At 62.6% G+C, this 22,340-nt stretch carries 14 protein-coding genes; 7 read left to right on the forward strand and 7 right to left on the reverse strand.

Annotated elements, in window-relative coordinates; genetic code table 11:
• The first annotated feature begins 119 nt into the window (after positions 1-119).
• The 5 genes from ACN9MU_RS03060 to ACN9MU_RS03080 are packed head-to-tail and all read left to right on the forward strand — an operon-like array spanning position 120 to position 6,365.
• On the forward strand, positions 120-1,097 hold the full coding sequence (locus ACN9MU_RS03060; RefSeq protein WP_426167357.1) for a LacI family DNA-binding transcriptional regulator: 978 nt from the start codon (positions 120-122) through the stop codon (positions 1,095-1,097).
• A 51-nt stretch (positions 1,098-1,148) separates the two neighbouring features.
• Positions 1,149-3,461, forward strand: a complete 2,313-nt coding sequence (locus ACN9MU_RS03065) for a glycoside hydrolase family 65 protein (protein ID WP_426344139.1) — start codon at positions 1,149-1,151, stop codon at positions 3,459-3,461.
• On the forward strand, positions 3,458-4,129 hold the full coding sequence (pgmB, locus tag ACN9MU_RS03070; protein WP_426320421.1) for a beta-phosphoglucomutase: 672 nt from the start codon (positions 3,458-3,460) through the stop codon (positions 4,127-4,129). Before ACN9MU_RS03065 ends, pgmB begins: the two co-directional genes overlap by 4 nt.
• Positions 4,093-5,355 (forward strand): MFS transporter, encoded by a 1,263-nt coding sequence (locus tag ACN9MU_RS03075; protein ID WP_426320423.1) that lies wholly within the window; start codon positions 4,093-4,095, stop codon positions 5,353-5,355. Before pgmB ends, ACN9MU_RS03075 begins: the two co-directional genes overlap by 37 nt.
• Positions 5,352-6,365 carry a substrate-binding domain-containing protein gene (locus tag ACN9MU_RS03080; RefSeq protein ID WP_426167365.1) on the forward strand — a complete coding sequence of 338 codons (1,014 nt, stop codon included), beginning with the start codon at positions 5,352-5,354 and terminating at the stop codon, positions 6,363-6,365. The genes ACN9MU_RS03075 and ACN9MU_RS03080 overlap by 4 nt, the downstream gene beginning before the upstream one ends.
• On the opposite strand, the gene ACN9MU_RS03085 is transcribed toward ACN9MU_RS03080, so the two are convergent.
• The 5 genes from ACN9MU_RS03085 to ACN9MU_RS03105 form a co-directional block, all read right to left on the reverse strand.
• Positions 6,277-7,365 carry a glycosyltransferase family 2 protein gene (locus tag ACN9MU_RS03085; RefSeq protein ID WP_426344140.1) on the reverse strand — a complete coding sequence of 363 codons (1,089 nt, stop codon included), beginning with the start codon at positions 7,363-7,365 and terminating at the stop codon, positions 6,277-6,279. The two genes, ACN9MU_RS03080 and ACN9MU_RS03085, sit on opposite strands and share 89 nt — an antisense overlap.
• Positions 7,338-9,170 (reverse strand): GtrA family protein, encoded by a 1,833-nt coding sequence (locus tag ACN9MU_RS03090; protein WP_426344141.1) that lies wholly within the window; start codon positions 9,168-9,170, stop codon positions 7,338-7,340. The genes ACN9MU_RS03085 and ACN9MU_RS03090 overlap by 28 nt, the downstream gene beginning before the upstream one ends.
• 169 nt (positions 9,171-9,339) lie before the next feature.
• A complete protein-coding gene (locus ACN9MU_RS03095; protein WP_426344142.1) occupies positions 9,340-10,866 on the reverse strand; it encodes an alkaline phosphatase D family protein in 1,527 nt (508 codons plus the stop codon).
• Between the two features lie 272 nt (positions 10,867-11,138).
• Complete coding sequence (gene icmF, locus ACN9MU_RS03100; RefSeq protein WP_426344143.1) at positions 11,139-14,432, reverse strand: fused isobutyryl-CoA mutase/GTPase IcmF; 3,294 nt, start codon at positions 14,430-14,432, stop codon at positions 11,139-11,141.
• Positions 14,433-14,551: 119 nt separating this feature from the next.
• The gene (locus ACN9MU_RS03105) at positions 14,552-18,082 is read right to left on the reverse strand and encodes an indolepyruvate ferredoxin oxidoreductase family protein (RefSeq protein ID WP_426344144.1); all 3,531 of its coding nucleotides are present in this window, start codon (positions 18,080-18,082) and stop codon (positions 14,552-14,554) included.
• Positions 18,083-18,298: 216 nt separating this feature from the next.
• Between ACN9MU_RS03105 and ACN9MU_RS03110 the strand changes: the two genes are divergently transcribed.
• A complete protein-coding gene (locus ACN9MU_RS03110) occupies positions 18,299-18,985 on the forward strand; it encodes a substrate-binding periplasmic protein (protein WP_426320432.1) in 687 nt (228 codons plus the stop codon).
• A 4-nt stretch (positions 18,986-18,989) separates the two neighbouring features.
• Here ACN9MU_RS03110 and ACN9MU_RS03115 read toward each other — a convergent pair whose 3' ends face one another.
• Entirely contained in the window at positions 18,990-19,919 is a 930-nt protein-coding gene (locus ACN9MU_RS03115) for a LysR substrate-binding domain-containing protein (protein ID WP_426344145.1), read from the reverse strand.
• Positions 19,920-19,988: 69 nt separating this feature from the next.
• Between ACN9MU_RS03115 and ACN9MU_RS03120 the strand changes: the two genes are divergently transcribed.
• On the forward strand, positions 19,989-21,209 hold the full coding sequence (locus ACN9MU_RS03120) for an HD-GYP domain-containing protein (protein ID WP_426167381.1): 1,221 nt from the start codon (positions 19,989-19,991) through the stop codon (positions 21,207-21,209).
• A 9-nt stretch (positions 21,210-21,218) separates the two neighbouring features.
• Here ACN9MU_RS03120 and ACN9MU_RS03125 read toward each other — a convergent pair whose 3' ends face one another.
• A complete protein-coding gene (locus tag ACN9MU_RS03125; RefSeq protein ID WP_426344146.1) occupies positions 21,219-22,265 on the reverse strand; it encodes a GGDEF domain-containing protein in 1,047 nt (348 codons plus the stop codon).
• Positions 22,266-22,340 lie beyond the last annotated feature (75 nt).

Raw genomic sequence — 22,340 nt, forward strand, 5'->3', positions numbered from 1 at the left:
TATGTGATTCGGCTTCCAAGGCCTGACCATTGAATCAAGAAATGATATCGATGTCAATCGAAATGTTATCGATGTCATTTTGTTGTTGCAGGGTTTGGAAATCTGTCATAATGCCCCGCATGGCTGTCAATAAAACTATGGAAGACCTCGCCAAGCTGGCAGGGGTTTCAAAAATTACCGTGTCGCGCGCCCTGCGTGGCAGTCCCCTTGTGACGGAAGAAACGCGGGAGAAAGTGCGCCAGATCGCGGAAGCCCAGGGCTACCGCCTGAACGTGAGCGCACGCAACCTGCGCATGGGGCGTTCATACTCGGTGGCAGTGGTGGTGGAAATGACGCCCGAGAAGGGCCGGCCCATGTCCGACCCTTACCCGCTGGAATTGCTGGGCGGGATCACGCAGGAGCTGACGACAGCCGGCTACAGCGTGGTGCTGACCTCGCGCCAGCTGCTGGATACCGCCCCGGTGCAAGGCGCCGACGGCTTGATCCTGCTGGGCCAGGGTTCGCATGGCGAAGCGGTGACCGCGCTCAAAAAGCGCAGCCAGCCGCTGGTGGTGTGGGGCGCGCCAGGGGCGGGCTCCGATACCGTGGTGGTCGGCAGCGACAACCGCAAGGGCGGCATCAGTGTCGCCCAGCGCTTCATCGAACTGGGGCGCAAGAAGGTGTTGTTCCTTGGCGACGTGGACCACGCCGAGGTGCAGGAACGCTGCGCGGGCTTTATTGACGCGCTGGGAGGGCAGGGTAGCGTGCACATCATGCGGCCGAAGGCATTTACCTTCGAAGCCGGCTTTGATTGCCTGGACTCCCTGCTGAAGAAGAAGGGCTTGTCGTTCGACGGCGTGTTTGCCGCCAGCGACTTGCTGGCGATGGGCGCGATCCGTGCACTGGCCGAGCGCGAAGTGCGCGTGCCGGAGCAGGTATCGGTCATCGGCTATGACGATACGCCGGGCGCAGTGAGCTTCGTGCCGCCGCTGTCCAGCGTGCACCAGTACCTGCGCGATGGCGGCGTGCTGTTGGCGAAGAAGATGCTGGACCTGCTGGAGGGGCGTCCCGTGGCTTCCGAAACCCTGCCGACCGCGCTGATCGTCCGCGCCACGTAAAAATTTTTTATACCGTTTCCAAACCGGTTTGAACGAAACAGAAGGATGAAGATGCAGCACACTTTCCCCCTCGATGCCTGGTGCATCCGCGAAACGTCCTTCGATGCGGCGTCGAATTTCCTGGATGAGACCCTGTTCGCGCTAGGCAACGGCTACATCGGCCTGCGCGGCACGCCGGAAGAAGGCTATGCGGGCCCGGCCGGCACTTCGCTGGACGGCAGCTACCTGAACGGTTTCTATGAATCGGAACCGATCCAGTACCCCGAAAATGCCTATGGCCTGGCGCGCAACAACCAGTTCATGCTGAACGTGCCAAACGCCAAGGGCATTGCGCTGTGGCTCGGCGAGGAGCGTTTCGACCTGCTGCAGGGCAGTGTCGAAAGCTATGAGCGCCGCCTCGACTTCCGCACCGGCTTGCTGGAGCGCGATGTGCTCTGGCAGGCGCCTTCCGGCCGCCGCGTGCAGCTGCGCAGCCGCCGCCTGGTCAGCTTCGCCAGCAAGCACCTGTTCGCCATCGAATTCACGGTGACGCCGCTTGGTTTCGACGGCGCCGTGCGGCTCGAATGCACGATCGACGGCGTGGTGCGCAACCTGGAGGCTGGCGACGATCCGCGGGTAGGCTCCGCCACGACCGGTCCGGCGCTGGCGCTGGCCGGCACCGAGCTGGCGCCGCACTTCGCGGCCCTGCAGCAGCGCACCCACAACAGCGGTTTCACGCTGGTGTCGGCCGCCGCGCAGGTGCTCGATGCGCCGCATTCGTTCGCGCAGCGCGCCGAGGGTTCGCGCCTTGTGCAGTCGTACACCGTCGATGCGCGCGACGGCCAGGCCGTGCGGCTGGTGAAGTACGGCTGCTATGTCAGTTCGCGCGATTACGCGGCAGACGAATTGCTGGCACGTGCGCGCGCCGAACTGGAAGCGGCGCGTGGCCTGGGCTTCGACAAGCTCGCCGCGCAGCAGGAAGCCTACCTGGCCGAGTTCTGGGCGCAGGCGGACGTGGAAGTGGCGGGCGACGACGCGCTCCAGCAAGGCATCCGTTTCAACCAGTTCCACTTGCTGCAATCGGTGGGCCGCGACGGCAAGACCAATATCTCCGCCAAGGGCGTGACCGGCGAGGGCTACGAAGGCCACTATTTCTGGGACACGGAGATCTACATCTTCCCCTTCTTCCTGTACAACAAGCCGGAGATCGCGCGCAAGCTGCTGGAGTACCGCTACGCCGGCTTGCCCGCCGCACGCGAACGTGCGCGCCAGATGTCGCACGCCAAGGGTGCGTTGTACCCGTGGCGCACCATCGCTGGCGAGGAATGCTCCGCTTACTTCCCGGCCGGCACAGCGCAGTACCACATCAACGCCGACGTTGCCTACTCCATCAAGCAGTACATGGATGCCACCGGCGACGATGCCTACCTGCTGCAATACGGCGCCGAGATCCTGCTTGAAACCGCGCGCATCTGGCTCGGCATCGGCAGCTATAACCGTGGCGGCGCCTTCGTGATCAACGAAGTGACCGGGCCCGACGAATACACGGCGCTGGTGAACAATAACTACTACACCAACGCGATGGCGAAGCTGCACCTGCAATTTGCCGCCTCGGCGGCCGAGCGCATCGCACGCGAATACCCGCAGGACTGGGCGCGCATTGCCGCCGCCGTTGCGCTGGATGACGGCGAGCTTGAAGCATTCCGCAGCGCTGCCGCTGCGATGCTGCTGCCCTATGACGCGGCCCTTGGCATCCACCCGCAGGATGACAGTTTCCTCGACAAGAAGGTGTGGGACTTCGCCGGTACGCCAGCCGAAAAATATCCCCTGCTGCTCCATTACCACCCGATGGTGATCTACCGCCACCAGGTCTGCAAGCAGGCCGACGTGGTGCTGGCGCTGCTGCTGCTCAGCGAACAATTCACGCTGGAAGACAAGAAGCGCGACTTCGATTACTACGAAGCGGTGACGACGCACGATTCCTCGCTGTCGTCCTGCATTTTCAGCATCATCGCCTCCGAAGTGGGCTACGAAGGCAAGGCCTACGACTACTTCATGGAAACCGCCCGGCTCGACCTGGATAACACCCATGGCAATACGCACTACGGCGTGCACACGGCCGCCATGGCCGGAACCTGGCTGGGCGTGGCTTACGGCTTCGGCGGCATGCGCGTGGTGGACGGCAAGGTGCGCTTTGCGCCGACATTGCCCAAACAGTGGCAGCATTACCAGTTCCGCATCCACCTGCACGGCAGCTTGCTGCAAGTGCGCGTCAGCCCGAGCGGCACGCAATACACGCTGTTGCGCGGCGAGTCGCTGGTTTTCCAGCACCGCGGCGCGCCCGTTACCGTTACACCGGCTGCGCCGGTACAGGAGCTTGCATGAAAGCCGTTATCTTCGACCTCGATGGCGTGATCACCGATACCGCCCACTATCACTTCCTCGCCTGGCAAAGACTTGCGCAGTCGCAGGACGTGCATTTCGACGAAGCCTTCAACGAGAACCTGAAGGGCATCGACCGCATGGGTTCGCTCGAGCTGATACTGGCTGGCGCGCCCCGCAGCTACAGCGACGCGGAGAAACTGGCGCTGGCCGACACCAAGAACGAGCATTACAGGACGCTGATCGCGGAAATGTCGCCCGCCGACCTGTTGCCCGGCGCGGTGGATGCGCTGGACTGGTGCCGCGCGCAAGGCTTGAAGGTGGGCCTTGCGTCGGTCAGCAAGAACGCCTTCACGGTGCTGGAAAGCCTCGGCATCACCGAGAAATTCGACTATGTCGTAGACGCGGCGACGATCGCGCGCGGCAAACCCGATCCCGAAATCTTCCTGCGCGCCGCGTCGGAACTGGGCGTAGACCCGGCCGATTGCGTTGGCGTGGAGGACGCCGTTGCCGGCGTGACCGCGATCAAGGCGGCCGGCATGTTCGCCATTGGCGTTGGCCAGGCGGCCACGCTGTGGCAGGCGGACACCGTGATCCCGGGACTGGGACAATTCAAGAATATCATGGAGACACTATGCAAAACCGGCGCATCACCTGGGTCCTGTTCCTGATCTATTTCACGTTCGCCATACTGTTGAACAGTGTTGGCACGGTGATCCTGCAGGTCATCGGCAACTACGGCGTCAGCAAGTCCGCCGCCAGCGTGCTGGAAGGCTTCAAGGACTTGCCAATCGCCGTGGTGTCCTTCCTGGTGGCGAGCTTCCTGCCGCGCATCGGGTACAAGAAGGCCATGCTGGCCGGGCTTGCCATCGTCACGGGAGCTTGCCTGTCCATGCCGCTGTTGCCTTCCTTCCTCACTACCAAAATGCTGTTCCTGTGCGTCGGCATATCCTTCGCGCTGGTGAAAGTGTCGGTCTACTCCACCCTCGGCCTGGTAGCCGCCGACCGCCGCCAGCATGCGGGCATCATGAATACGCTGGAAGGCTTCTTCATGGTCGGGGTGCTGTGCGCTTACTGGGTGTTCAGCTTTTTCATCGACTCGGACGACCCGCGCTCGCAAAGCTGGCTGCATGTGTATTGGGTGCTGGCCGCCCTGTGCGTGCTCACCTTCGTGCTGCTGCTGGCGACACCTTTCGACGAGAGGCTGGCCGCGCCACCGGAAGCGCGCAGCCTGCCGCAGGAATTTGCGGCGATGCTCAAGCTGTTCTTCAAGCCGTTGGTGTGCGTTTTCGTGCTGACGGCCTTCCTGTACGTGCTGATCGAGCAGAGCGTGGGCACCTGGCTGCCGACCTTCAACAACGAGATCCTGCATCTCCCGGCTGCGATGAGTGTGCAGGTCACAAGCATCTTCGCCGCCTGCCTGGCCGCAGGGCGCCTGTCGGCTGGCGTCCTGATGCGCCGCATGCACTGGTACCCGGTGATGAACGCCTGCCTGCTCGGCATGGGCGCGGTGGTCTTGATTGCGCTGCCGATGACGCACGACGTGGTCGTTGCGCAGGGCGCAGGATGGGGCGATGCGCCGCTTGCGGCCTTCCTGTTCCCCCTGATTGGTCTTTTCATGGCGCCGGTCTACCCGGGCATCAATTCCGTGATGCTGAGCTCCCTGCCCAAGCACCAGCATTCTGCGATGACCGGCCTGCTGGTGATATTCTCTGCGCTGGGCGGCACCACCGGCTCGCTGATCACCGGCTATGTGTTCGGCGCCTTCAGCGGCCATTTCGCGTTCTACCTGACGCTGGTGCCGATTGCGATCGTGCTGGTCACGCTGTACTTCTTCAAGCGTGCGGTCGATGGCAGCGACGGTGGACTGGAGGCACCGGCTATAATTTCGCGATGAACCTGAAGAGCCTCGCCGACAAACTCGGCATGTCGAAGACTACCGTCAGCCGCGCGCTGAACGGCTATCCCGAAGTCAGCGAGTTGACGCGCGAGCGCGTGCTGCGCGCGGCGCGGGAGTCGGGCTACGAAGCCAATCCGATGGCGCGCAGCCTGGCCGTTGGCCGCAGCAACGTGCTTGGCACAATCTATCCGCTGCTGCCGGCCGACCTGGGCGACGCCATGTTCCTCGAGGTGGTGGGCGGGATGTCGGAAGCTCTTGAGCAAAAGCGCATGAACTTCATCATCGCGCCCGTGTCGCCAGCGAACGAAATGCCGTCCTACGAGCAAATGGTGCGCGGCCGCCGCCTCGACGGCTTGGTGGTCAGCCGCACGCTGGTGCACGACGAGCGCATCGCCTTTCTCGCCAAGGCCGGCTTCCCCTTCATCGCCCACGGCCGAACGCAACTTGACGCGCCGTACGCATGGTTCGACTACGATAACGAGGCCGGCATCCGCATGGCGCTCGAGCGCTTGCTGTCGCTGGGTCACCAGCGCATCGCCATGGTCAGCGCACCGCTGGCGATGAATTTCTCAGCGCAACGCCGCGCCAGCTTCCTCGCCACCTTGTCCGGCGCCGGCTTGGCCGCCGATCCGCGCCACCTGGTCGATGATTGCATCGACCGCCGCGCCGGTTATGCGGCCGTACAGGCACTGCTGGCAACGACGCCGCGCCCAAGCGCCATCGTGGTCGACAACCACCTTGCCGGTGTAGGCGCCGTGCGCGCCCTGCTCGACGCCGGCATCGCGATCGGCCAGGAGATCTCGCTGATCGTCTGGGGCAGCATGGCCGACACGCTGGCAGATATCGACGTCACCACCATCGACCAGCCCAATGCCCGCGCCGCCGGCGCGAAAATGGCCGAAATGCTGTTGGCGCGGGTCAATGGCGAGCCAGCCGGCGCGCTGCAGGTGTTGTGGCAGCCGGCGTTGACGGCCGGCGCCACGGCCGGCCCGCTGTGCCGATCTTGACCGTGTTTTTGCTGGCGTCGCCGACCAGGCCCGAGGCGTGCCAGCGATTGACCAGGTAGAGCGGGCGTGCCTTTACCTCGTCAAAGATGCGGCCAAGGTATTCGCCGATGACTCCGATGGCCACCAGCTGGATGCCGCCCAGGAACAGCATTACCGCCATCAGCGAAGGGTAGCCTTTGACGTCATCGCCGAACGCCAGCGCTTTCCACACGACGAATACCGCATATGCCAGCGCCATGATTGCGACACCCAGTCCAACATAGGTGGCCACCTTGAGCGGCGCTACTGTGAACGAAGTAATTCCTTCCAGCGCGAAATTCCAGAGGTTCCAGTAGTTCCATTTGGTCGTGCCGGCAGCGCGCGGCGCCCTGCGGTAGTACAGCGGATGCGAGGAGAAGCCGACCCAGGCAAACAGGCCTTTCATGAAACGGTGTACCTCGCGCAGGCGCTTCATTTCCTGGACCACGCGGCGCGACATGAGGCGGAAGTCTCCGGTGTCGGTCGGAATCGCGACGCGGCTGAGACGGCGGATCAACTTGTAAAAGGCCTTGGCGGTAGCTCGTTTCAGCCAGCTTTCGCCATCGCGCCTGGTGCGTACGCCGTAGACTACATCGTAGCCCCTGCGCCAGATGTCGAGCATGTCCGGGATCAGGGCGGGCGGGTCCTGCAAGTCTGCATCGAGCACCACGACCACATCGCCATTGGTATGGTCCAAGCCGGCGCTCAAAGCGATCTCCTTGCCGAAGTTGCGCGACAGGTCGACGATGGCGACGTGCGGATCCGCCTCGCGCAATTGCTGCATCAGCAGCAACGTCTTGTCGCGGCTGCCGTCGTTCACCAGCACTATTTCGTAATCAGCGCCAAGCTGCACCATGACTTCCGTTACGCGTCGATGGAATTCTCCAAGCACTTCCTCTTCGTTGTAGGCGGGCGCAACGATGGAAATGCTGGGCATGCCGGCAGGGCGTGGGGTCAGGTCCTGGTGGGTTGGAATATCCATGATTTGCTCGCTTGGTAGTTAATCAGGAGGATGAGTGCCGTGGCGAATACCTGCGCCAGCAGGTAATGCCAGCCTGCCGCATGGAGCAGCCCGACGATCAAACCGTTCAGGAAAATGCCGACGGCTGCCATCATCAGGAAGCGCGGCAGGGCTTCGAGATGCGGCCGCGTGCTACGGAAATTGAAGCGCCGGTTCAGTTGATAGTTGCAAAGCGCGCCGGCGGTGGCGCCGGCCATGGCTGCCAGCCCGCTATTCGTCCCGAAGCCCTGTACCAGGCCCACAAGCAGCAGGTAATGCAATGCTGTGCCCACGGCGCCAATGACGGCGTAACGGGCCAGCATCAACATTTCGCGCAACACGCTGCGCGTGCTGTCGGACTGCTGGATGCCGGCCTGGCTTGCACGTACCAGTTGGGCGGCGCCGAAGATCGCCAGCAAGGCCAGCGGCGGGACATGGTATTTGCTGCTGCTTTCAAACACGCTATGCAGTACGAAGAAATAGGCATAGCCCAGCACCAGGGTCGGATGCAAAGCGGTGTCACCGGGACCGGCGCCGCGCAACGATAGCGCCAGCAGGCAAGACCACAGCACATACCAGAAGGCATTGGCGGCCAGTTTCGCCACCAGGTAGGTCCGGTTGCTGCCCCCGCCGCTGCGCACCGTGACGTACTGGCCGAATGAATCGTCGCCGAGAAACAGCTTTTGTTTGACAGGTATCAGGCCGACAAAGGCAGCGGGATGGCTGCTGATCCATTCCTTTGCCAATTGCAGGCCGGTGCGGTTGCGTTCGAGTTCGCCGAGATTGTCGAGCTCCACTTCGCCGCGCCTGGTATAGCCGCCCGTCGCGAGTGGATTGTTGGCGCGGTACAGGTTGTCGCCACCGTTCGACGTGATCAGCAGGAATTCACCGAACACTCGCGTATTGCGCGCACTCCACGGGGCGATCACAAGCGCCATGCCAAGGACCAGCGTAGCCAGCGCTGCGAGGACGGCGCGCCATGGGCGGCGCTGCAGCAATTCATAGCACAGCAGGACAGCCGGGAAGAACATGGTGGATGGCTGGGCCAGGGCGGAAAAGCCGAGTGCCAGGCCTGCCGCGATGCGCGGCAACGGACCCGCCGACCGGTGCGTGTACAGAAAGAGCACCAGCGGCAGCAGGAAGACCAGCAGGTTTTCTTTCTCGGCCGTCACCGCGCAGGCCAGGTAGTTGGGCCAGACGGCCAGCAGGAAGGCAGCCAGGCGCGCCGCCTGCTGGCCGGCCGCGCAGCTTGCCAATCTCCACACGAGCAGGCTGGCAAGCAGGTATAGCGTCAGGTTGCTCAGCAGGACGATGGTGGCGGCCGGCAGCGGCAAGTGCAGCCAAGCGGCCAGGAAGAGCGGATAGCCAGGCGGCCAGAATGCATGCGAGTTGGCGATGAAATACGGCTCACCGGCAGCGAGCTGCTGCCCCAGTTTCAGGTAAACCGCTCCATCAGACACCGTGGTTGCGGGGAAGACCATGGCCCAGGCAAGGCGCAAGACAATGCCGCATGCCACGATGGCGAGCAAGCTGCTGCGCGGGCTGAACTTGTCGGTGGCTGCAAGTAGCGTGTGCAAGCCATGTGCGAGGTGTGCGCGGAAAAAAAATGCGGTTGCCCCGGCTGCGCTGCCAATCGCGAGGCAACCCAGCAGCGCAACGCTGCCCAGCGGCCCGGCGACTTGCTCCCAGGCGATTGCGGGAGTCGCGAGCAGTACGCCGCATGCCATCACGTAGAACAGGAGACGGGACAAGACAGCAAGTCCGGCAGCAATGGGCGGGGCAGGCATCGCGACCTCCGGTGCGTAGATCGATGCTACATTCGTTTGGATGCGTCCTGTAAAATATTATCAAATATATATTTACAAGTGGTAAATAAAGTGTCGTCCTTTGTGTAATTTTGGGGTCCGTTGCGGCGTCTCCAATGTGGACGTGCCGTTGTGAACTTGCTACAACGCCCTATTTCAGCGGCAGGATGGCCTGGCGGTAGGGCTGCGCCTCGTTCTCCACGTACCAGTTGGCCCACAGGCGGTTGCATGAACGCCCGTCCACCGCGCGATCCGGTTCCAGGCTCAGGTAGTTGCGCGCGCCGATGTAGCGGTGCGAAGTGCCGGGGAACTTGTACATCGAGGTCGTGATGCCGCCTTCCAGTTGTTCCACCTTGTCGCCGACATGTTCGAGGTAGAACAGCGCCATCGCGGGCGGTGGCGGATGCACCACGCCGGAGGAGGTCAGCTGGTGGATGGTAACCGGCTTGCCCCGGTAATGCTTCTGGCTTGATTCGATCGCGCCGATGGCGCCCACGTGCACGTCGCCGGAGAGGATGGTCACGCGGCCGCCGGTGCGCTGCGACCATTCCTGCAGGCGATGGATCAGGCGCAGGCGCTCCCATTGGTGGGTGCGGCTTAACCAGTGGTCTTTCAGGTCGTCCTCCAGCTCCTGCTGGCCGGGCAGGGCGCACAGCAGCATTTCCAGCGTGCTGAAGTCTGGGTGCACGACCGGGATGCTGGACATGAGCAGCAGATGCTTGCAGTCTTCTTGCGCCTCCAGCCAGGCGTAGGCGGCATCCCACGATTGCTGGCCCATGACCACGTCCGGGGTGCGCTCGCTGCGCAAGTCGAGCACCAGCAAGCCATAATCGCCGAAGCGGACGGCCTTGGTAAATCCGGGTTGCTGCGGCAGGCGCATCGGAAGCTCATTCTCCGCCGCGCAGTGCTGCTGGAACAGCAGGAAGTAGTCGCGCGCCACGTCGTAGATTGCCTTGAATACGGGCGATTGCTGGAACTTCTCAGGGTAAGAGCCCCAGCCATCGATGATGTCGTGGTCGTCCCACATCATCACCGTCGGAACGGTGGCGAACATGCGCGCCACGTGCGGGTACGCCCAGACCTTCAGGTAGTTCCCGAAGAAGAAATCGTCGATCTCGGTTTGCAGCGCCTTGGTGACCGGCTTGTTGGCGAGCTTCTTGTCGTTCGGGGCAGCGGCCCAGTCGTTCAGGGCCGTCGTGCTCCACATGGCATCACTGTAGATCTGGTCGCCGCCCATCAGCAGCAGGTGGTAGGGGCGCTGCACATGGTTGTCGTGCATCTTGTTCCATACCGGGTCCTGCGGGATGTCCTTCATCTTCTTGTAGTCGGAGAAGCCGTTGCAGGAGGTGTAGGCGCAGGTGGGGGCGCTGTCGCGTGCCGGCACGACGAAGGTGAAAGCCTGGCCATCGACGATGTACTGGACCTGCTGCTCGCGCGTGGCGTGCTGCTCGATGGCGAACTGCCAGCTCTCGACGGCATGCACGGCGCGCTTGTGCAAGCGGGTGCGCAAGCGGCGGGATTCGACGGCCAGCGTGCGGACTTCTGCTGCGGCACCTGGCAACACGGCTGCCGTGACTGCGGGCGGTACTTCGCCGTTCCACACGACCAGCGCGCTGACTGTCCACATGCCGTCGGCGCAGCCGCAGAACTTCAAGATAGGTCCCAACACTACTGCCATTGCAATCCCCGTGACGTTAACAAATCGTTAAATGATAACGTATCGCGGTCGGGCTTCGTGTGTTCCAGCTAACTGACGGCCTGCGGTGCGAGTCGTAGCCTGTGACCATGGTTTAACGTCACAGGGAGGCTGTCATGGGGAAGTATTTCTTGGCTTGGCTGCTGGGGGTGCCGGGGATTGTGCTGTTGCTGGTGTGGCTGTTCTTCCACTAGAACCGGTAAGCCGGGGTCAGACCCAAGGGTCTGACCCCAATACGCTGCGGCCGCAGGCCGTTACATGTTGCGGCGGTATTGGCCGCCGACTTCGAACAGCGCGGTCGTGATCTGGCCCAGCGAGCAGACGCGGGCTGCGTCCATCAGCTTGGCGAACACGTTTTCGTTGTCGATGGCGGCTTTCTGCAGCGCTGCCAGGGCGGCTGGCGCGGCATCCGCATTGCGGGCGTGGAAGTCAGCCAGGCGGGTCAGCTGCGATTGCTTTTCGTCGTCGGTGGAACGGGCCAGTTCGATGGTGGCCGGGGCTTCCGAACCCTTTGGATTGCGGAAGGTGTTCACGCCGATGATCGGCAGCGAACCGTCGTGCTTCTTGTGCTCGTACAGCAGCGACTCTTCCTGGATCTTGCCGCGCTGGTAGCCGGTTTCCATGGCGCCAAGAACGCCGCCGCGTTCGGCGATGCGTTCGAATTCCTGCAGCACGGCTTCCTCCACCAGGTCGGTCAGCTCTTCGATGATGAAGGCGCCCTGGTTCGGGTTTTCATTCTTCGCCAAGCCCCATTCGCGGTTGATGATCAGCTGGATCGCCAGTGCGCGGCGGACGGATTCGTCGGTCGGCGTGGTGATCGCTTCATCGTAGGCGTTGGTGTGCAGCGAGTTGCAGTTGTCGTAGATCGCGATCAGCGCCTGTAGCGTGGTGCGAATGTCGTTGAAGTCGATTTCCTGGGCGTGCAGCGAGCGGCCGGACGTCTGGATGTGGTACTTCAGCTTCTGCGAGCGGTCGTTGGCGCCGTATTTCTCTTTCATGGTGACGGCCCAGATGCGGCGCGCCACGCGGCCCAGCACGGTGTATTCGGGATCCATGCCGTTGGAGAAGAAGAACGATAGGTTCGGTGCGAAATCGTCGATGTGCATGCCACGCGCCAGGTAGGCTTCCACGAAGGTGAAGCCGTTGGACAGCGTGAAGGCCAGCTGCGAAATCGGGTTCGCGCCCGCTTCCGCGATGTGGTAGCCGGAGATCGACACCGAGTAGAAGTTGCGCACCTGGTGGTGCACGAAGTACTCCTGGATGTCGCCCATCACCTTCAGCGAGAACTCGGTCGAGAAGATGCAGGTGTTCTGGCCCTGGTCTTCCTTCAGGATGTCGGCCTGCACCGTGCCGCGCACGTTCATCAGCACCCAGTCCTTGATCTTCTGGAATTCGTCTTCGGACGGCTGGCGCTTGTTCTCGATGACGAACTTCTCGACCTGCTGGTCGATGGCGGTGTTCATGAACATCGCCAGGATGGCAGGGGCGGGACCGTTGATGGTCATCGATACCGAGGTGCTTGGGTTGCACAGGTCGAAGCCGTCGTACAGCACCTTCATGTCGTCCAGGGTCGCGATGGACACGCCGGAGTTGCCGATCTTGCCGTAGATGTCCGGACGGATCGCGGGATCGGCGCCGTACAGGGTGACGGAGTCGAAGGCGGTCGATAGGCGCTTCGCATCCATGCCGGTGGAGACCAGCTTGAAGCGGCGGTTGGTACGGAAAGCGTCGCCCTCGCCCGCGAACATGCGGGTTGGGTCTTCGCCTTCACGCTTGAAGGCGAACACGCCGGCGGTGAACGGGTAGGAGCCAGGGACGTTTTCCAGCATCAGCCAGCGCAGCAGCTCGCCGTGGTCTTCGTACTTCGGCAGCGAGACCTTGCGGATCTTGGTGCCGGACAGGGTGTGCTGTACCAGGCCGGTGCGGATTTCCTTGTCGCGGATCTTCACGACGTATTCGTCGCCGGCGTAGGCCGCCTGCATGTCCGGCCACTGGGCCAGCAGCTTCTTGGCTGCGCCATCCATGGCGTGATCGCGTTCGATGATCAGGTCGTCGAAGTCGGCCACCGGCTTGCCGGCGACAGCCATCATGCGCTTCGATTCCTGCAGCTGCTGGCGTTCGCGCGCCAGCTTGGCCTGTGCTTGCGTTTTCTTGTGGTAGCCGCGCACGGTGTCGGAGATCTCGGCCAGGTAGCGCGCGCGTGCCGGCGGCACGATCACGTTCTTGCCGGAGCTGAAGCGCACGTCCATCGGGGCCAGCACGCCCTTGGTGGTCTTCAGGCCCTTGCCTGCCAGTACCGGCAGCAGGCCCTGGTACAGCGCGGTCACGCCGTCGTCGTTGAAGCGGGAAGCCTGGGTACCGAACACCGGCATTTCTTCCGGACGCTTGCTCCACATCTCGCGGTTGCGCTGGTACTGCTTGGCCACGTCGCGCAGCGCATCCTGCGCACCCTTGCGGTCGAACTTGTTGATCGCGATGAAGTCGGCGAAGTCCAGCATGTCGATCTTTTCCAGCTGGGACGCGGCGCCGAATTCCGGCGTCATCACGTACATGGAGACGTCGACGTGCGGCACGATCGCCGCGTCGCCCTGGCCGATGCCAGAGGTTTCCACGATCACCAGGTCGAAGCCCGCCACTTTGCAGGCTGCGATCACGTCAGGCAGGGCCTGGGAAATCTCGGAGCCGGCTTCGCGGGTCGCCAGGGAACGCATGAAGACGCGGGTCTTGCCGTTCCAGGGGTTGATCGCGTTCATGCGGATACGGTCGCCCAGCAGCGCGCCGCCGGACTTGCGGCGGGACGGGTCGATCGAGATCACGGCGATGTTCAGCGCGTCGCCCTGGTCCAGGCGGATGCGGCGGATCAGTTCATCGGTCAGCGAGGATTTGCCTGCGCCGCCGGTGCCGGTGATGCCCAGGGTCGGGGCGGTGATGGCCTTGGCGGCCTTGGTCAGTTCGGCGCGCAGCTTGTCGGAGGCCTTGCCGTTTTCCAGCGCGGTGATCAGCTGGGCCAGCGGGCGATGGCGTTGCTCGATCTCGCCGTCGCGGATGGCGTCCAGCTGGGTCGGCGAGTAGGTGGACAGGTCGACGTCGCACTGCTGCACCATCCACTGGATCATACCGACCAGGCCCATGCGCTGGCCGTCTTCAGGGGAGAAGATGCGGGTCACGCCGTAGTCGTGCAGGTCCTTGATTTCGCTCGGGACGATCACGCCGCCGCCGCCGCCGAACACCTTGATGTGCGAACCGCCGCGCTGGCGCAGCAGGTCGATCATGTACTTGAAGTATTCGACGTGGCCGCCCTGGTAGGAGGAGATGGCGATGCCTTGCACGTCTTCGGTCAGGGCCGCGGTGACCACTTCGTCCACCGAGCGGTTGTGGCCCAGGTGGATCACTTCGGCGCCCTGCGATTGCAGGATGCGGCGCATGATGTTGATCGAGGCGTCGTGGCCGTCGAACAGGGACGCGGCGGTGACAAAGCGGACTTTGTTCGCGGTCTTGGCCTGCTCAGGCTCAGCGGACAGTTTCTTGGCGTTGGCGAGGTCGTTCATGTTGTGTGTTCCTTGGAACGGGGGAATTTTGATTATATGACGTTTACGTTAACGTCAAGTCAAGCAAAACCGGTAAACCGATGTCTGACCCGCAGGGTCAGACACCGGTTTACCGGTTTTCAGGCAGCGGCCCGATCGCCGTCCTTGAACGCAGCCATCATCTTCGCCTTAGCCATCTTGTACTCGGCCACAGCCTTTTCCTTCACATGGCCAAAGCCGCGGATACGCTCCGGCAGCCCGGCAATCGCCACGGCCTGCTCATGGTTGCCAGCCGACAACCCCGCCAGCAGTTCAGCCACCACAGCACGGTATTCCGTGATCAGCGCGCGTTCCATCTTACGCTCCTCGGTATAGCCGAAGATATCGAACGCGCCACCGCGCAGGCCCTTGAACTTGGCCAGCAGCTGGAACGCCTTCCACATCCACGAACCATATTCCGCCTTGACCAGGTGGCCCTTGGCATCCTTCTTCGCGAACAGCGGTGGCGCCAGGTTGAACTTCAGCGAGAAATCGCCTTCGAACTGGGTCTTCAACTGCTCCACGAAGCGGCCATCGGTATACAGGCGCGCCACCTCATATTCATCTTTATAGGACATCAGCTTGAACAGCGACTTGGCCACCGCGGTCGACAGCTTGTTGCCCAGGCCCAGCAGGGTCTCTTTCGAGCGCACTTGCTGCACCAGGTCCTCATAGGTGGCGGCATAGGCAACGTCCTGGTAGCCGGTCAGGAATTCAACGCGCTTCTTGATCACGTTTTCCAGCGACTGTGGCATCTGCACCACGACAGCCTGGGTCGGGGTCGCGATCTTTTCCACGCGCTTGAAGTCCACGGCGGCGCGGCGGCCCCACAGGAAGGAGCGCTTGTTCGATTCAACAGCCACGCCATTCAGTTCGATCGCGCGCAGCAGGGCTGCTTCGCTCAGCGGGATGCGGCCTTTCTGGAAGGCGTAGCCCATCATGAACAGGTTGGAGGCGATCGAATCGCCCATCAGCGCCGTCGCCAGCTTGGTGGCGTTGATGAAGTCCACGGACTGCGCGCCGCCGACCGATTCGGTAATCAGCGCTTCCACGCTTTCGGCCGGGTACTGCCAGTCGGCGTTCTGCGCGAAGGTGCCTGGCGGCTGCTCGTGCTGGTTGACGATGGCGAAGGTGCGGCCTGGGCGCATCTTCGACACGGCGTCGTAGGCGCCGGAGGTCAGCATGTCGCAGCCCAGGATCAGGTCTGCTTCGCCGGTGGCGATACGCTGCGCGCGCAGGTGGGCAGGGGTCTTCGCCACTTTGACGTGGGAAGTCACGGAGCCGTTCTTCTGCGACATGCCGGTCATGTCCAGCACGGAAGCGCCTTTGCCTTCCAGGTGGGCGGCCATGCCCATCAGGGCGCCGACGGTAATCACGCCGGTGCCGCCGATACCGTTGATCAGGATGTTGTATGGCTGCTCGATGCTTGGCAGGACTGGCGCAGGAACATCGCCCCAGTCGTCGGTCTTGGCGGTGCCGGTCTTGGTCTTCTTCAGCGTGCCGCCTTCGACGGTGACGAAGGATGGGCAGAAGCCCTTGGTGCAGGAATAGTCCTTGTTGCAGGAAGATTGGTCGATGGTGCGCTTGCGGCCGAATTCGGTTTCCTTCGGCAGGATCGAGACGCAGTTGGACTGGATGCCGCAATCGCCGCAGCCTTCGCACACCGCTTCGTTGATGACCATGCGCTTTGCAGGGTCGGGGAACTCGCCCTTCTTGCGGCGGCGACGCTTCTCGGCGGCGCAAGTCTGGTCGTAAATGATGACGGTGCAGCCTGGCAGTTCACGCATTTCGCGCTGCACGGCATCCATTTCCTTGCGGTCGTGCAGGGAAACGATGGAAGGCAGGGCGGAACGGTCGGTGTAGCGCGACAGGTCTTCGGTCACCAGGGCGATGCGCTTGATGCCTTCGGCCGCCATCTGCTGCGCGATCATCGGCACGGAGACGGTGCCGTCGACCGGCTGGCCGCCGGTCATTGCCACGGCGTCGTTGTACAGGATCTTGTAGGTGATGTTGACCTTCGCCGCCACGGCGGCGCGGATCGCCAGGTAGCCGGAGTGGAAGTAGGTGCCGTCGCCCAGGTTCTGGAACACGTGCGGCACTTTGCTGAACGCAGCCTGGCCGATCCACGGCGTGCCTTCACCGCCCATATGGGTGGTCAGCTTGTTCATCTCGGGGTAGATCGAGGTCGCCATCACGTGGCAGCCGATGCCGGCCAGCGCGAAGGAACCTTCAGGCACCTTGGTCGAGGTATTGTGCGGGCAGCCGGAGCAGTAGAAGGCCGGACGGAACGGGGTCTCGATCGCCTTCTTCAGTACTGCGTCTTTCGCTTCCAGGAAGGACAGGCGGGCCTTGATCTGGTCCTGGATCGAGGCGTCGGCGATGTAGCGGGCCACGCGGCTGGCGATCACGCGCGCCACTTGCGATACCGAGAAGTCAGCCTTCGGCGGCAGCAGCCATTCGCCGCGCGGGGCCACCCACTCGCCCTTGTCGTCGAACTTGCCGATGATGTGCGGGCGCACGTCGTCGCGCCAGTTGTACAGCTGTTCCTTCAGCTGGTATTCGACGAACTGGCGCTTCTCTTCCACCACCAGGATTTCGTCCAGGCCCTGCGCGAATTCGCGCACCGAGTCCGGTTCCAGCGGCCACGGCATGGAAACCTTGAACAGGCGCAGGCCAACCTTGGCGGCCATGGCTTCGTCGATGCCCAGTTCTTCCAGCGCTTCCAGCACGTCCAGGTAAGATTTGCCGGAGGCGATGATGCCCAGCTTGGCGTCCTTGGAATCGATGGTGGTGTGATTCAGCTTGTTCTCGCGGGCGTAAGCCAGAGCCGCGTAGATCTTGTAGTCCTGCATCAGCGCTTCCTGGTTGCGCGCTTGCTGGCCCAGCGGGATAGAGGACAGGCGGGCATTCAGGCCGCCTTCCGGCATCACGAAGTCCTGCGGGAGCTTCACTTCGACGCGGAACGGATCGGCGTCGATCGAAGCGCTCGACTCGACGGTGTCGGCCAGCGCCTTGAAGGCGACGGCGCAGCCGGAGAAGCGCGACATGGCCCAGCCGTGGATGCCGAGGTCGATGTACTCCTGCACATTGCATGGATACAGCACCGGGATCATGCAGGCGGAGAAAATGTGGTCCGACTGGTGCGGCAGGGTGGAGGAGTAAGCGCCGTGGTCGTCGCCGGCCACCAGCAGGATGCCGCCGTTCCTGGACGTGCCGGCATGGTTCATGTGCTTGAAGACGTCGCCGCAACGGTCCACCCCCGGGCCTTTGCCGTACCACATGGCGAACACGCCGTCGTACTTGGCCGGGCCGATCAGGTCAACCTGCTGCGAACCCCAGACAGCGGTTGCCGCCAGGTCCTCGTTCACGCCCGGAACGAATTGCACATTATGCTTTTCCAGGTGCTTCTGCGCCTTCCACAGGGTCTCGTCCAGGCCGCCCAGCGGGGAGCCGCGGTAGCCGGAAATGAAGCCGCCGGTGTTCAAACCGTCGCGCGCATCGCGCAATTGTTGCATCATAGGCAAGCGCACCAGCGCCTGGATGCCGGACAGAAAGACTTTACCGGTAGTGGAAGTGAATTTGTCGTCGAGGGTGACGTCGTGAAGTACGGACGAGTTGCTGCCGTCTGGCATGGTGGCTGTCTCCAAAATCATGATTCGGTGCGTGCCTGGCATCGGTCGGCGCCGGGTAAGCGCGTCCTTGCCTAGTCACAACGCCTGCGGGTGTGCAGGCCTTTTCAGCGGTCAAGTTTACGGTTTACTTTACGTATACGGAAATATGGTTTGGGGATGGGGGTATAAGAAAAAATGATGGCTCGACGAACAATTCTGATGGCGGCAGCAGTGTTTTTGACCAGCCCAATCGGGGCGTTTGCCGGCGTGGCGCGCAAGATGCAATTGGTGACCAGCCATTTGCCCTCGCTCGTGCATGAAAGCGGCCAGCCCGGCGGTTTGCAGGAACTGGTAGCCGAGCTGTGCAAGCGGGCCGGCGTGGCGCCGGCAACCCAGTTCGTGCCTTGGCGCCGTGCGCAATTCCTGGCCACCACCATGCCGGCAACGGCCATCTATCCTCTGACCCGCTTGCCCGAGCGTGAGGCGCAATACCGCTGGCTGGTGCCGCTGTTTGAGGAGAACTACGTGCTGCTGGCTGTGCGCGGCAAGCTGCTGCCAATCGAGCAGATGAAGGACAAGCGCATTGCCTTGCTGCGCGGCGCCGCCCAGGCAGCGATCCTGAAAGAGTTGGGCTTCAAGCACTTGGTCGAAGCCAGTTCAATCGATGAAGTGCACCGTTTCCTGCTGGGCGGAATGGCCGACGCCGCCTTCGGCGAGCGCCGCATCATTTCCGCCTCGCTGAAAGGCCACGGCTCCGGTGAACGCGATTTCGAAACCAGCGTTCCACTACGCACCACCACGGCCTGGCTGGCAGGCTCTCTTGACTTCGACGACACCGACATTGCCAAGTTCCAGCGCGCACTGGAATCAATGCGGGCGGACGGCACCTTGCGCCGCATCCTTGCAAGACATAAGCTGATCTAATCGCTCAACCGAGCAGGCGGGCGCCGGGCCAGGTATTACGCTGGCAGAGGTCGGTGGCGACTTGTTGCGTCAGCGCGGCAATCGCGTTGGCGGCATTGGTGAGGGGAATGTTGCGCGATGCGCACAACACCACGGTGCGGCTGATGGCAGGGCTGTTGATGCGCACGCTGCGCATCTGGCCGAGTTCGATTTCGGGCAAGACCGGCGCTACCGGCAGGATCGTGGCGCCCATGCCTGCCATGATGGCGGACTTCAGGATGGCGATCGAGTTGATTTCGATGACATTGCCGATCACCAGCCCGGCGGCGCGTGCCATGGCCTCGATGCGCGGCCGCACGCCATGTTGCAGGCCCGGCAAGATGAGGGTGGTGTTCAGGGCTTGCTGCAGCGTGACGGTTTTGTTGTCGGTGAACCACACCGCGTCGTGACGGCAGATGAAACGCAGTTCTTCTTCCGCCAGGGGGGTGGTGGAAAACGGCGTCAACTGGCCGTCGTCGAACAGCACAGCCAGGTTGACACGTCCGCTTTTGAGCTGTTCCGCCAGGTTTCCGGTCAGTTCTTCGGTCAACTGCAGCGTAATGTCGGGATATTGCTCGCGCGCGGCAGTGAGCAGGGGCAGCGCCAGGGCGCCGGAAATGCTGTGCGGCAGGCCCATGGTGACGCTGCCGGAAGGGCGGGCCGACTGGGTGACGGCGGAGCGGGCGTCGGCCACCTGTTTCAGGATTGCCTGCGCATGGTCATAGAACACCTTGCCGGCATCGGTACTGACCACGCCCTGGGCACTGCGGTGCAGGAGCTGGGCGCCCAGCTCTTCTTCGAGCTGGCGTAGCTGCTGGGTCAGGGCAGGTTGTGCAACATGCAATACCAGTGCGGCACGCGACAACGATCCGTGGTCGACGATTGCTACAAAGTAACGCAGCTGGCGGAGTTCCATATTCCCGTAGGATAACATTGTGTATACTTATTCTAACGTTCTTCACGCAATTACTTCGCGAGCCTCACCATGTTAAAGAAAGTCGATTCGGCGCAGTTAAAGGTCGGCATGTATATCCACGACCTCAGTTGCGACTGGATGACCCATCCGTTTGTGCGCAACCGCTTCGAGATTTCCAGCCAGGAGCAGATCCAGAAAATCATCCAGGCCGGCATCCATGACGTGGTGATCGATGCGTCCAAAGGCTTGGACGTGGAGGATGCGCCCTCGCTGGCCGAGGCCCAGGCGGCCACCGAACGCGAAGTGGAAGAGATCGCCAAGGAACCCTCGCGCATCATCCGCACTTCCCTGGGTGAGGAACTGCAGCGCGCGGCCCAGATTCGCAGCCAGGCAGCCGGCGTGGTGCGCAATGTGATGGCCGATGCCCGCCTCGGCAAGGCTATCGAGATCGGCTCGGTGCAGCCGGTGGTGCAGAACATCACGGAATCGATCTTGCGCAACCCGGGCGCCCTGCTGGGACTGCTGCGCATCAAGTCGAAGGACGATTACACCTTCCTGCATTCGGTCAGCGTGTGCGCCTTGCTGGTGGCCTTCGCCAATGCGCGCAATATGGACCAGGACATCATTCGCGAAGCCGGCCTCGGCGGCCTGCTGCACGATACCGGCAAGGCCCTGGTGCCGGATGCGATCCTGAACAAGCCGGGCCCGCTGACCGACGAAGAATTCGCCATCATCAAGAAGCATCCGATGGATGGCTTCAATATCCTGAAACAGTCCCCTGACGTGCCGGCGCTGGCGCTGGACATCACGCTGCACCACCACGAGCGGCGCGACGGCACCGGCTACCCGGACAAGCTGGCCGGCGACGATATCAGTGAAATCGCGCAGATGGCGGCAATTGTCGACGTGTACGATGCCATTACGGCCGACCGCGTGTACCACAAGGGCCTGCCGGCAGCAGCGGCGCTGCGCAAGATCTACGAGTGGAGCAAGCACCATTTCAACGCCAAGCTGGTGCAGGAATTCATGCGCTGCGTGGGCATCTACCCGGTCGGCACGCTGGTGATGCTGGAGTCAGGCCGCCTCGGCGTGGTGGTCGAGCCGCATGAAAGCAACCTGCTGGCGCCGAAGGTGAACGTGTTCTTCAACACGAAGAAGAATGTCTACATCAAGCCGGAAACGGTCGACCTGTCGCGCGGCCTGGGCTTCGGCGGCGGCGACAAGATCGTGGGCCATGAATCGCCATCGAAATGGCAGGTGGACCCGATGCGCTTCCTGACCCTGGCCTGAGCCCGAACCTCAGAAGAATTCGGCGGTATCGTTGGATTCGACGGTCTGCAGCTGGCCGCCGCTGACCAGCTCGTCGTAATGGCAGGCCATGTTGCGGCCATGGCTCTTGGCGTAATACAGGGCCTGGTCGGCGCGGCCGAGGATGATCACCGGCGCTTCATAGGCGCTGATGCTGACGAAGCCGACACTCACCGTGACCTGGCCAACTTGCGGGAACTCGTGCTGTTCCACGTTCATCCGGAAGCGTTCGATGATCTTCTTGGCGTTATCCAGGGTGGAAGAGCGCAGCAGCACCACGAACTCTTCGCCGCCGAAGCGGAAAACGCGGTCCTGGGCGCGGAACGATGATTGCAGCAGGTTGGCGATCAGGATCAACACCTCATCACCGTACAAATGCCCGAATTTGTCGTTAACTGCCTTGAAATGATCGACATCGACCACGGCCAGCCATTGTTTTTCCTGTTCTTGCGGATTGCGGCGCTCGAGGCCGTCCGGCGGCACTGCCAGCACGTCGTGCTCGGCTGAGGCCTGCAGCATCTTGGCCAGTTGGTCGTCGAAGGTCTTGCGGTTCAGCAGGCCGGTCAGCGAGTCGCGCTCGCTGTAGTCGAGCAGGTTCTGGAAATTGCGGTAGACGCTGACGATGCCGCCGATGATGTGGATGGTATCGCTGGTATACGGCGTCGGATTGACTATTTCCAGGCAGGTATCAGCCTTGTCACCCATCCAGATCGGCAGCCAGAGTGTGTGCTCACCCTCGGGCGACATGTAGTCGGCACTCGATTCGTGGTGCGCCAGGCAGCGCGCGAGGGCGGGGAACATGCTGACCGGGTCGCCCGGGATGGCCGGGTCCAGGTACTCCTCCATGCGCGCAGGGCGGCCTTGCTCGATCACGGCGCGCGAACGGACGTAGAGCTGGCCTCGCACATTGACGATGCTCAGCACACGTGCCTGCGTGGCAGACGCCAGTTCCGCTACCGCCGAGATCACCGAGATGTCGAGCATCGTGTGATCGCGGTGGCCGGTCATGTCCACCATATGTTTCAGAAGGGAATCCATGTGAGTGTCCGGTAACTAGGCGCTCAGCGGCAAAGCAAGGGGCTTTCTAAAGAATAGCTGATCAGGATAAATCTT

This window comes from Pseudoduganella sp. R-32, assembly GCF_049913245.1.
Taxonomy (GTDB): domain Bacteria; phylum Pseudomonadota; class Gammaproteobacteria; order Burkholderiales; family Burkholderiaceae_D; genus Rugamonas.